The following is an 11,755-nucleotide window of genomic DNA, read 5'->3' on the forward strand; positions in this document are numbered from 1 at the left end:
GGAATAATTGAATAATCTGATATATTTCCAATAACATAGCGATATCACATTATATATAAAACAAATGATAACACACGTCGCCATTCAGAATAACATTAACAAAGCATTTTTTCAGAATAAATTTATTCACAACAGATTTTATAGCTTACTATTTTTAACAAATACAACTGACAAACAACAAGTACTATTTATTCCACCAAAAAATGAACATTTAATGCGACTGTTCTGTTTTTAAACAAAAAAAGGGAGTTACCATTACGGCAACTCCCTTTAAGGTTTACAACAAAAATTTATTCAACAGTAACCGATTTTGCCAGGTTACGCGGCTGATCCACGTCAGTACCTTTAATCAGCGCGACGTGATACGCAAGCAACTGCAGCGGAACGGTATAGAAGATCGGTGCAATCACCTCTTCCACATGCGGCATCTCGATGATGTGCATATTTTCATTACTGATAAATCCTGCATCCTGATCAGCGAAGACGTACAACTGGCCGCCACGGGCACGCACTTCTTCAATGTTGGATTTCAGTTTTTCCAGCAACTCATTGTTCGGTGCAACCACGATAACCGGCATATCAGCGTCAATCAGCGCCAGCGGACCATGCTTCAGTTCACCAGCGGCATACGCTTCTGCGTGAATATAAGAAATCTCTTTCAGCTTCAGGGCGCCTTCCAGCGCAATAGGGTACTGATCACCACGACCAAGGAACAGTGCATGGTGTTTGTCAGAGAAGTCTTCCGCCAGTGCAGCAATACGTTTGTCCTGTGACAGCATCTGCTCAATACGGCTCGGCAGCGCCTGCAACCCGTGAACAATCTCTTGTTCAATAGACGCATCCAGCCCTTTCAGACGAGACAGCTTCGCCACCAGCATCAACAGAACTGTCAGCTGGGTGGTAAATGCTTTCGTTGAGGCCACGCCGATTTCGGTCCCGGCATTTGTCATCATCGCCAGGTCAGATTCACGAACCAGAGAAGAGCCAGGAACGTTACAGATTGCCAGCGACCCCAGATAGCCCAGCTCTTTAGATAAGCGCAGACCCGCCAAGGTATCCGCCGTTTCACCGGACTGAGACAGGGTAATCATCAGACTGTTACGACGCACAGCGGATTTGCGATAACGGAACTCAGAAGCAATTTCCACATCACAGGGAATGCCAGCCAGCGACTCAAACCAGTAACGGGATACCATGCCTGAGTTATATGACGTACCGCAGGCAATAATCTGGATATGCTCAACCTGAGACAGCAACGCGTTGGCATTAGGACCAAGCTCACTTAAATCCACTTCGCCATGACTGATACGCCCGGTCAGCGTATTTTTAATCGCGTTCGGTTGCTCATAGATCTCTTTCTGCATGTAGTGGCGATAAATACCTTTTTCGCCCGCGTCATATTGCAGATTAGATTCAATATCCTGACGTTTTACTTCAGCGCCAGTCTTGTCAAAAATAGAGACTGAACGACGCGTTACCTCGGCGATATCACCTTCTTCCAGGAAGATAAAGCGACGGGTTACCGGCAGCAGCGCCAGCTGGTCGGAAGCGATAAAGTTTTCACCCATGCCCAGACCGATAACCAGCGGGCTACCAGAACGCGCCGCCAGCAGTGTTTCAGGATTACGGGTATCCATAATCACCGTACCGTATGCGCCGCGCAATTGCGGAATAGTACGCAGTACCGCTTCACGCAGTGTACCGCCCTGTTCCAGCTCCCAGTGCACCAGGTGAGCAATCACTTCGGTGTCCGTTTCAGATACGAAGGTGTAACCACGCGCTTTCAACATTTCACGCAGCGGTTCATGGTTTTCGATGATGCCGTTATGCACCACCACAATGTGCTCAGAAACATGCGGATGCGCGTTCGCTTCTGAAGGTTCGCCATGTGTTGCCCAGCGGGTGTGGGCGATACCCGTACCACCGTGTAACGGATGTTCTTCCGCTGCAGCAGTCAGCATCTGAACTTTACCCAGACGACGCAGACGGGTCATGTTACCTTCAGCATCAACAACAGCCAGGCCGGCTGAGTCATAACCACGATATTCCAGACGACGTAAACCTTCGAGAAGGATTTCAGCTACATCACGCTGCGCGATAGCGCCAACAATTCCACACATATTTTTTGATTCCGAATTTAGGCATTGTGCCTGTCGTTGTCGGTCAACCTGTTTCCCCTTCGTCTTTCACTCCGTAGCTACGTTGGTTACGCTTGCTACAGCACGAAAAACTTTGGGTAATCCCCGTATTCCGGGTGCCCCGAGCCTTGTAGAGAGTGGGGTTATTTTTATAGGTACTGCTTTTAGAGTGGAGGATTATGTTATCCCCTCATCTCCTGTCTGCCTGATAGCGTAAGCACTTATTAACCTACAAAACGTCGCCGCACGTAGGCCGGATAAGGCAAAACCGCCATCAGGCAAAAATTATTACTTCTTCTTCACTGGGCGCTGCCAGCCCTGTTTATGGACCTGAGGTACACGGCTTAATACCAGCTCGTTATCAGCAATATTACGCGTCACTGTGGTTCCGGCAGCGATCGTCGCGCCTTTACCCACGGTGACGGGAGCCACCAGCTGAGTATCAGAACCGACAAAAACATCATCGCCAATAATGGTTTTAAACTTATTAGCGCCATCGTAGTTACAGGTGATCGTACCCGCACCGATATTCACGTTATCGCCAATTTCAGCGTCGCCGAGATACGTCAGATGACCCGCTTTAGAACCTTTACCCAGACGCGCTTTTTTCATTTCGACGAAGTTACCCACGTGCGCACCTTCCAGCAGCTCAGCGCCTGGGCGCAGACGCGCAAAAGGCCCGATTGTACAGGCCGCTTCCAGATGGGCATCTTCCACCACGCTGTACGGGCGAAGCTCACAGCCATCGCCAATTACGCTGTTTTTGATAATGCAGCCAGTACCAATCTTGACGCGATCGCCAAGGGTTACGTTGCCTTCAATGATAACGTTAGTATCAATTTCAACATCGCGCCCGTGAATAAGCGAACCGCGAAGATCAAAACGTGCTGGATCGCGCAGCATAACGCCTGCTAACAGCAGTTTCTCTGCTTGTTCGGACTGATAGACACGTTCAAGACGAGATAACTGAAGACGGTTATTCACCCCTTCGGTTTCGCTAATACGTGCCGGATGTACCGCAGCAATTTCGCGACCTTCCTGGTACGCCATCGCAATGATATCGGTGATGTAATATTCACCCTGCACGTTGTTGTTGGTCAGTTTCGACAACCAGCGCTTCATATCAGCGCCATTGGCAATCAGGATGCCAGTGTTAATTTCCTGGATCTGGCGTTGCTCGTCGGTCGCATCTTTGTGCTCAACGATGCCAGTAACTTTGCCGTTATCACGCGTAATGCGCCCATAGCCGGTTGGGTCGTCCAGTTTTACGGTTAATAAGCCAATACCACCCTGAGGTTTAGCATCGCGCAGGCGGCGTAACGTTTCGGTGGAGATTAACGGCACATCGCCATAAAGCATTAAAATGTCTTCGTCATCACCAAAGAACGGTGCAGCCTGCTGCATTGCATGACCGGTTCCCAACTGCTCTGACTGCAGAACCCAGTTCAGATTGCCATCTTTCAACGTCTGCTGAAGCAAATCACCACCATGCCCGTAGACCAGGTGTACATGAGTTGCGCCTAATTCATTAGCGGCATCAATAACATGCTGCACCATCGCTTTTCCTGCGAGAGTGTGCAGCACTTTAGGAAGATCGGAATACATACGTGTACCTTTGCCTGCGGCAAGGATCACGACGCTCATAGCATTATTCAACATACACATCCTGACTGTCATTTGAGAACGAATTTATACCCTTTCACATTGAAAATACTACATTTTTTTCATCATGAAATGGGCCGAAGATAAAACGTTCAATAGGGGAAAATCCCTAACTATTAACTCACTATTTTCGACTATATCGGCGCCTTTTGTCTCCCAAAAACCAGGAGCATGCTCTTATTAAAGCCTTAGGTTAATGTTTTTGCTATTTTTTTGCCCCATGAATAAAGAATTGGGTAAGCATCGCACGATTTTTTTATATGATTCAGTGACAAGCAGAAAAATGGAGAAGGTAACAATTAGGGGGGAGAGGAGGAGTGTACAAACAAGAGGTTAAGGAGCTAAATAAATGGCGCTTGCTCTCAACGATGTGAAGCCTCGCGCCACATAACAGACAGGTATGACTAAACGTCCATACGGCTGAAAAGGGCGATGATTTTGTTGAACAATTTCATGTTGGTATCCTGTTTTTATCTGAGTTAATTATGTGACATACATCACAAAAACAAGTCTACGCTTCATTTTTTAATCGATCAATAGTTATGTGATGCAGATCACATAAAATCAAAATACCTTTTCAGTTTCAAAATATTTAAAACACAGGCAAAAAAAAACCAGCCTGCTAGCAGACTGGTTTTCGTATTTTCAAGCCGGTGTTACATCGCTTTTTTGGTCAACTCGATAACGCGCAGTTTCGCGATCGCTTTGGCCAGTTCCGCAGATGCCTGAGCGTAATCCACGTCACCATGAGAGCTCTTAATATGCTCTTCAGCCTTACGTTTCGCTTCCAGGGCTCTCGCTTCATCGAGATCCTGACCGCGAATCGCGGTATCAGCCAGTACGGTCACGTTGCCAGGCTGCACTTCAAGAATGCCGCCGGACAGATAGATAAACTCTTCATGACCGAACTGTTTAACGATGCGGATCATACCAGGCTTAATGGCGGTGAGCAGCGGTGCGTGACCCGGGAAAATACCCAGTTCACCTTCACTACCCGTTACCTGGATTTTTTCGACCAGACCAGAGAACATTTGTTGCTCTGCGCTGACGACGTCCAGGTGGTAAGTCATTGCCATATCACCCTCCGATTAAGGCGTTAAAGTTTTTTGGCTTTTTCTACGGCTTCGTCGATAGAACCAACCATGTAGAACGCCTGCTCTGGCAGGTGGTCGTATTCGCCTTCCATGATGCCTTTAAAGCCACGGATGGTGTCTTTCAGGGAAACGTATTTACCCGGAGAACCGGTGAATACTTCCGCAACGAAGAACGGCTGGGACAGGAAGCGCTGGATCTTACGCGCACGAGCTACCACCAGTTTATCTTCTTCAGACAGTTCATCCATACCCAGGATGGCGATGATGTCTTTCAGTTCCTGATAACGCTGCAGCAGGGACTGTACGCCACGCGCAGTGTCATAGTGTTCCTGACCAACAACCAGCGGATCCAGCTGACGGCTGGTGGAGTCCAGCGGATCAACTGCCGGGTAAATACCCAGAGAAGCGATCTGACGGCTCAGTACCACGGTTGCATCCAGGTGAGCAAAGGTGGTTGCTGGTGATGGGTCAGTCAAGTCATCCGCAGGTACGTATACCGCCTGAACGGAGGTGATAGAACCAGTTTTGGTGGAGGTGATACGTTCCTGCAGAACACCCATCTCTTCCGCCAGGGTCGGCTGGTAACCTACCGCTGATGGCATACGACCCAGCAGTGCGGATACTTCCGTACCGGCCAGGGTGTAACGATAGATGTTATCGACGAACAGCAGTACGTCACGACCTTCGTCACGGAATTTCTCAGCCATAGTCAGACCGGTCAGCGCAACGCGCAGACGGTTTCCCGGCGGCTCGTTCATCTGGCCATAAACCAGGGATACTTTATCCAGAACGTTGGAGTCGGTCATTTCGTGGTAGAAGTCGTTACCCTCACGAGTACGTTCACCTACGCCCGCAAACACAGAGTAACCGGAGTGCTCAATCGCGATGTTACGAATAAGCTCCATCATGTTTACGGTTTTACCTACACCCGCACCACCGAACAGACCAACTTTACCGCCCTTAGCGAACGGACACATCAGGTCGATAACTTTGATGCCGGTTTCCAGCAGTTCCTGAGAGCTGGACAGCTCTTCATAGGAAGGTGCTGCGCGGTGGATAGCCCAACGCTCTTCTTCACCGATATCGCCTTTCATGTCGATCGGGTGACCCAGAACGTTCATGATACGACCCAGAGTTGCTTTACCTACCGGGACTTCGATCGGGTGTTCGAGGTCTTTAACTTCCAGACCACGACGCAGACCGTCGGAAGAACCCATGGCGATGGTACGTACGATACCGCCGCCGAGCTGCTGCTGAACTTCCAGCACCAGGCTCTCTTTACCATTCATAACCTCAAGAGCATCGTACACGCGCGGTACGGCATCCTGAGGGAATTCGACGTCAACCACGGCGCCGATTACCTGGACAATTTTTCCAGTAGCCATCTTGAATCCTCTACGAATTAACCTGGTTATACCGCGGATGCACCACCGACGATTTCGGTGAGTTCCTGAGTAATGCTGGCCTGACGAGCTTTGTTGTATACCAACTGCAGCTCTTTAATCAGGCTGCCGCCATTGTCGGTCGCGGCTTTCATCGCCACCATACGTGCGGCCTGCTCGCTGGCCAGGTTTTCTACCACGCCCTGATAAACCTGAGATTCAACGTAACGACGCAGCAGGGTATCCAGCAGCGGTTTCGGGTCTGGTTCATACAGGTAATCCCAGGCTTTTTGTTTTAACTCTTCATCTTCTGAAGCCGGTAAAGGCAGCAGCTGAGTGAGAGTCGGAACCTGAGACATGGTGTTAATAAATTTGTTGCTGACAACGTACAGTCTGTCCAGACGACCTTCATCGTAGGCCTGCAGCATCACTTTAACCGGGCCAATCAGTTCGGACAGGGAAGGGTTATCCCCCATACCGGTTACCTGAGCAACCACGTTACCGCCTACGGAATTAAAGAAAGACACGCCCTTAGAGCCGATCATTGCGATGTCGCACTGAACGCCTTTATCGGACCATGTTTTCATATCCGCCAGCAGCTTTTTAAACAGGTTAATGTTCAAGCCACCGCACAGACCACGGTCGGTCGACACCACCAGGTAGCCCACGCGCTTAACGTCGCGTTCTTCCAGGTAAGGGTGCTTATATTCCAGATTACCATTCGCAAGGTGACCAATCACTTTGCGCATGGTCTCTGCATAAGGACGGCTGGCCGCCATGCGATCCTGCGATTTACGCATTTTGGAAGCGGCGACCATCTCCATCGCTTTAGTGATCTTCTGCGTGTTCTGGACGCTTGCGATCTTACTACGTATCTCTTTTGCGCCGGCCATGAGCTTCTCCTCAATGCCTTGCGGTCCGCCCTAAGACAGACCGCCAGACGTTACCAGGACTGGGTTGCTTTGAAGGAATCGAGGATAGCTTTCAGCTTGCCTTCGATTTCATCGTTATAGCCACCGGACTGGTTAATCTCTTGCATCAGCGGAGCGTGATCACGGTCAACGTAAGCCAGCAGAGCCGCTTCGAAGCTACCGATTTTCGCCAGTTCCACATCTTCGAGGTAACCGCGTTCAGCCGCAAACAGCACCACACCCTGCTGTGCAACAGACATTGGGGCATACTGTTTCTGCTTCAGCAGTTCAGTTACTTTCTGACCGTGGCTCAGCTGCTTACGCGTAGCTTCGTCAAGGTCGGAAGCGAACTGAGAAAACGCTGCCAGTTCACGATACTGTGCCAGAGCGGTACGGATACCACCGGACAGTTTCTTGATGATCTTGGTCTGCGCTGCACCACCTACACGGGATACGGAGATACCCGGGTTAACTGCCGGACGAATACCGGAGTTGAACAGGTTGGTTTCCAGGAAGATCTGACCATCGGTAATGGAAATTACGTTGGTCGGAACGAACGCAGAAACGTCACCCGCCTGGGTTTCGATAATCGGCAGCGCGGTCAGGGAGCCGGTTTTACCTTTGACTTCACCATTGGTGAATTTCTCAACGTATTCCGCGTTAACGCGGGATGCGCGTTCCAGCAGACGGGAGTGGAGGTAAAATACGTCGCCTGGGAATGCTTCACGTCCTGGTGGACGACGGAGCAGCAGGGAAACCTGACGGTAAGCAACAGCCTGTTTGGACAGGTCATCATAAACGATCAGTGCATCTTCACCGCGGTCACGGAAGTATTCGCCCATTGCGCAACCGGCATAAGGTGCCAGGTATTGCAGTGCAGCAGATTCAGACGCGGTCGCCACAACAACGATGGTGTTGGACAGTGCGCCATGTTCTTCCAGTTTACGAACCACGTTAGAAATGGTGGACGCTTTCTGGCCGATAGCCACGTACACACATTTGATGCCGGAGTCACGCTGGTTGATGATGGCATCGATTGCCATCGCGGTTTTACCGGTCTGACGGTCACCGATGATCAACTCACGCTGGCCACGACCGATTGGGATCATGGCATCAACGGATTTATAACCGGTCTGTACCGGCTGATCTACGGACTGACGTTCGATTACGCCTGGTGCGATAACTTCGATTGGCGAGAAGCCATCGTTATCAACCGGACCTTTACCGTCAATTGGGGAACCCAGAGTGTTCACCACACGACCCAGCAGGCCACGGCCAACCGGAACTTCCAGAATACGCCCCGTACACTTAACCTTCATGCCTTCGGCGAGGTCAGCGTACGGACCCATCACAACTGCACCTACGGAGTCGCGCTCCAGGTTCAGTGCGATAGCGTAACGGTTACCCGGCAGAGAGATCATTTCCCCCTGCATACAGTCAGCAAGACCGTGGATGCGGATAACACCGTCACTTACAGAAACAATAGTACCTTCGTTGTGAGCTTCACTCACAACACTGAACTGAGCAATGCGCTGCTTGATCAGTTCGCTGATTTCGGTGGAATTCAGTTGCATGCTCCAGTCCCCTTAAGACTGCAAGACGTCTGCAAGGCGCTCAAGACGGCCGCGTACGCTGCCATCAATGACCATATCACCCGCACGGATGATTACGCCTGCCATTACAGACTTATCGATTTTGCAATTCAGCTTAACTTTGCGTGACAGACGTTTTTCCATCGCTGCACTAATCTTCGTAAGCTGTTCATCACTCAGTGCATTGGCAGAAGTGACTTCTACCTCAGAGATAGCCTCACTGGCTGCACGCAGGTGAATAAACTGCTCAAGAACATCCGGGAGCGCATTAAGACGGTTATTTTCAGCCATTACCTTAATCAGGTTTTGACCGCTTTCGTCTAACTGCTCACCGCAGATTGCGATAAACGACTCAGCGAGCGTTTCCGGCGCCAGTGCGCCAGAGAGAAGCTCTGCCATTTGTTCGTTCTTCGTCACCTCAGCGGCAAACGTCAGCATATCCTGCCAACGGTCAACGCTTTGGTGCTCAACGGCAAAGTCAAAAGCTGCTTTGGCGTAGGGGCGAGCTACCGTAATAAATTCAGACATCAGCCCCTCCCTCCTTACAGTTCAGCGACAAGTTTGTCCACGATGTCGCTGTTAGCAGCTTCATCCACGGAACGTTCGATGATCTTCTCGGCGCCAGCAACAGCCAGGACAGCAACTTGCTTACGCAGCTCTTCGCGAGCACGTTTACGCTCGGCGTCAATTTCCGCCTGCGCTTGTGCCACGATTTTAGTACGTTCCTGCTCTGCTTCAGTTTTAGCTTCGTCCAGGATCTGAGCGCGGCGTTTGTTTGCCTGCTCGATAATTACCTGAGCTTCCGCCTTCGCTTTTTTCAGCTGGTCAGTCGCGCTGGCCTTTGCAAGGTCAAGATCCTTATGTGCTCGTTCAGCAGAAGCAAGACCGTCAGCAATTTCTTTTTGACGTTTTTCGATGGCTGCCATTAATGGCGGCCATACGTACTTCATGCAGAACAGAACGAACAGGACAAACGCGATGGCCTGGCCGAGGATTGTTGCGTTAAGATTCACAGCACAATGCCTCTATCTAGTTAACGTTCTGATATTGCTCTTAATTCAAGCAACGCTTACTACGCGACAGCGAACATCACGTACAGACCCAGACCTACAGCGATCATCGGGATAGCATCCACCAGACCCATAACGATAAAGAACTGAGTACGCAGCAGAGGAATCAGATCAGGTTGACGCGCTGCGCCTTCCAGGAATTTACCCCCGAGGATGCCGATACCGATCGCAGCACCGATTGCCGCCAGACCCATCATCACAGCGGCAGCCATGTACAGCAGATCCATATTCAGGTTTTCCATGACAGTCTCCAGTTTGTTTCAGTTAAAACGTAGTAGTGTTGGTAAATTAATGCTCTTCAGACGCCATCGACAGATAGACAATCGTCAGAACCATGAAGATGAAGGCTTGCAGCGTGATAATCAGTATGTGGAAAATGGCCCACGGCACATTCAGAATCCACTGTGACCACCACGGCAACAGACCAGCAATCAGAATGAAAATCAGCTCACCAGCGTACATGTTGCCGAACAGTCGCAGACCAAGAGAAACTGGTTTGGACAGCAGGCTTACCCCTTCAAGGATTAAGTTGACAGGAATGAACGCCCAGTGATTGAACGGCTGCAGCGTCAACTCTTTCGCGAAGCCGCCGATGCCTTTCATTTTGATGCTGTAGAACAGAATCAGGATAAACACGCCCAGCGCCATCGACAGGGTGATGTTTACGTCCGCAGACGGAACTACGCGCAACGCCGGCAGGCCCAGTATATGCTCAGCAATATACGGCAGCAGGTCGATTGGCAGTAAATCCATCAGGTTCATCAGGAAGACCCAGACGAAGATCGTCAGGGCAAGCGGTGCGATAACCTTGCTTTTGCCATGGTACATGTCTTTGACACTGCCATGAACAAAGCCGATTACCAGCTCAATCGCGGTCTGAAATTTCCCTGGTACGCCGCTGGTTGCCTTTTTGGCCACGCTACGGAACATAAGCAGGAACAACAGACCCAGCACCACCGAGAAGAACATGGAGTCAATATTGAGCGTCCAGAAGGTGGCTGGGGGGTTATGCGGATCTACCAGCGAGAAAGTACGCAGGTCCAACTGAAGGTTATTCAGATGGTGCCCTATGTATTCCTGCGGCGTCATATTTTCAGAAGCCATGATGCCTTTTACCCTTTGTTGTTAATTACAGCCGGTGCCAGTATCTGAACCACCAGCACCAAAACCCACGTAACGATCAGCGGTAAGAACACCGCCTTCAAAACCGCCAACGCCACCACAAGCAAAACCAGCATCGCTAACACCTTGAAGGCTTCGCCGAAAGCGAACGACCAGGCCACTCGGCCCTTTGCTGGTGTATGTGCCTGGTGACGCCAGGCAAATATCATAAACAACATATTAGGCAGTAACACTGCCAATCCCCCGCACAATGCGGAGATGCCCCAGAAAGGGTCTTTGAGGCTAAACAGCAATCCACTTGCTATTACCGCCAGAAGCTGTGTGAGCAGAAGCTTACGAGCAACGTTTCGACTCAAGAGCGACATAGACATCACGTTTTTACTCCTGCTCCCTTCGAGGTATGCCGCGTGTCGTATAAAACGTTCTTTATGGCTTAGAGTCAAGCATCAAAAAGCGGTCAAATTATACGGTGCGCCTTCGTGATTTCAAACAATAAGTAGCTAAAAAGTGAATAAATGTTTAAATATTTTTCTCCAGGCCACATTTATTACTTTTTGGCAAACTGTGAACGATCATGCAAAACTGCAAATACCGCGTAAACACTGGCGACAAAGCGTGCACCAGATCACATATTGAACATATTCACCTTCGCTCAATTAATTTACGTGGCAAATGATGCCTTTTCATCTTTTTGATATTTAAGCGTAAAAACCGTCACTATTTTAGAAATAACCCCTAACAACAAAAAAACCGCTCATTGACATTTATAATAAATAATTAACAC

The 11,755-nt window shown here is 49.8% G+C and carries 11 protein-coding genes; all 11 read right to left on the reverse strand.

Annotated features, from left to right (window positions below):
- Window positions 1–290: 290 nt before the first annotated feature.
- Window positions 291–2,120: a glutamine--fructose-6-phosphate transaminase (isomerizing) gene (gene glmS, locus NNO02_RS21015; RefSeq protein WP_005121462.1), complete on the reverse strand. Its 1,830-nt coding sequence runs from the start codon at window positions 2,118–2,120 to the stop codon at window positions 291–293.
- A 306-nt stretch (window positions 2,121–2,426) separates the two neighbouring features.
- Window positions 2,427–3,797 carry a bifunctional UDP-N-acetylglucosamine diphosphorylase/glucosamine-1-phosphate N-acetyltransferase GlmU gene (gene glmU, locus NNO02_RS21020; RefSeq protein ID WP_271455641.1) on the reverse strand — a complete coding sequence of 457 codons (1,371 nt, stop codon included), beginning with the start codon at window positions 3,795–3,797 and terminating at the stop codon, window positions 2,427–2,429.
- Between the two features lie 659 nt (window positions 3,798–4,456).
- A complete protein-coding gene (locus NNO02_RS21025) occupies window positions 4,457–4,876 on the reverse strand; it encodes a F0F1 ATP synthase subunit epsilon (protein ID WP_005121460.1) in 420 nt (139 codons plus the stop codon).
- Between the two features lie 20 nt (window positions 4,877–4,896).
- Window positions 4,897–6,279, reverse strand: a complete 1,383-nt coding sequence (gene atpD, locus NNO02_RS21030) for a F0F1 ATP synthase subunit beta (protein ID WP_003023806.1) — start codon at window positions 6,277–6,279, stop codon at window positions 4,897–4,899.
- Window positions 6,280–6,305: 26 nt separating this feature from the next.
- Window positions 6,306–7,169 (reverse strand): F0F1 ATP synthase subunit gamma, encoded by an 864-nt coding sequence (atpG, locus tag NNO02_RS21035; RefSeq protein WP_005121458.1) that lies wholly within the window; start codon window positions 7,167–7,169, stop codon window positions 6,306–6,308.
- Between the two features lie 50 nt (window positions 7,170–7,219).
- Window positions 7,220–8,761 (reverse strand): F0F1 ATP synthase subunit alpha, encoded by a 1,542-nt coding sequence (gene atpA, locus NNO02_RS21040; RefSeq protein ID WP_003827026.1) that lies wholly within the window; start codon window positions 8,759–8,761, stop codon window positions 7,220–7,222.
- Window positions 8,762–8,773: 12 nt separating this feature from the next.
- Entirely contained in the window at window positions 8,774–9,307 is a 534-nt protein-coding gene (atpH, locus tag NNO02_RS21045) for a F0F1 ATP synthase subunit delta (RefSeq protein ID WP_005121457.1), read from the reverse strand.
- Window positions 9,308–9,321: 14 nt separating this feature from the next.
- On the reverse strand, window positions 9,322–9,792 hold the full coding sequence (atpF, locus tag NNO02_RS21050) for a F0F1 ATP synthase subunit B (RefSeq protein ID WP_040232304.1): 471 nt from the start codon (window positions 9,790–9,792) through the stop codon (window positions 9,322–9,324).
- Between the two features lie 59 nt (window positions 9,793–9,851).
- Window positions 9,852–10,091 carry a F0F1 ATP synthase subunit C gene (gene atpE / locus NNO02_RS21055; RefSeq protein WP_000429386.1) on the reverse strand — a complete coding sequence of 80 codons (240 nt, stop codon included), beginning with the start codon at window positions 10,089–10,091 and terminating at the stop codon, window positions 9,852–9,854.
- A 46-nt stretch (window positions 10,092–10,137) separates the two neighbouring features.
- Entirely contained in the window at window positions 10,138–10,953 is an 816-nt protein-coding gene (atpB, locus tag NNO02_RS21060; RefSeq protein ID WP_005121454.1) for a F0F1 ATP synthase subunit A, read from the reverse strand.
- An 8-nt stretch (window positions 10,954–10,961) separates the two neighbouring features.
- Window positions 10,962–11,342, reverse strand: a complete 381-nt coding sequence (gene atpI, locus NNO02_RS21065) for a F0F1 ATP synthase subunit I (RefSeq protein ID WP_045449005.1) — start codon at window positions 11,340–11,342, stop codon at window positions 10,962–10,964.
- Between the last annotated feature and the right edge of the window lie 413 nt (window positions 11,343–11,755).

The organism is Citrobacter sp. Awk 2, from assembly GCF_028069815.1.
GTDB lineage: Bacteria > Pseudomonadota > Gammaproteobacteria > Enterobacterales > Enterobacteriaceae > Citrobacter.

Bases quoted from the DNA above. Each gene is read 5' to 3' on its own strand.
- glmS (WP_005121462.1), bottom strand. From the start codon at position 2,120: ATGTGTGGAATTGTTGGCGCTATCGCGCAGCGTGATGTAGCTGAAATC.
- glmU (WP_271455641.1), bottom strand. From the start codon at position 3,797: ATGTTGAATAATGCTATGAGCGTCGTGATCCTTGCCGCAGGCAAAGGT.
- NNO02_RS21025 (WP_005121460.1), bottom strand. From the start codon at position 4,876: ATGGCAATGACTTACCACCTGGACGTCGTCAGCGCAGAGCAACAAATG.
- atpD (WP_003023806.1), bottom strand. From the start codon at position 6,279: ATGGCTACTGGAAAAATTGTCCAGGTAATCGGCGCCGTGGTTGACGTC.
- atpG (WP_005121458.1), bottom strand. From the start codon at position 7,169: ATGGCCGGCGCAAAAGAGATACGTAGTAAGATCGCAAGCGTCCAGAAC.
- atpA (WP_003827026.1), bottom strand. From the start codon at position 8,761: ATGCAACTGAATTCCACCGAAATCAGCGAACTGATCAAGCAGCGCATT.
- atpH (WP_005121457.1), bottom strand. From the start codon at position 9,307: ATGTCTGAATTTATTACGGTAGCTCGCCCCTACGCCAAAGCAGCTTTT.
- atpE (WP_000429386.1), bottom strand. From the start codon at position 10,091: ATGGAAAACCTGAATATGGATCTGCTGTACATGGCTGCCGCTGTGATG.
- atpB (WP_005121454.1), bottom strand. From the start codon at position 10,953: ATGGCTTCTGAAAATATGACGCCGCAGGAATACATAGGGCACCATCTG.
- atpI (WP_045449005.1), bottom strand. From the start codon at position 11,342: ATGTCTATGTCGCTCTTGAGTCGAAACGTTGCTCGTAAGCTTCTGCTC.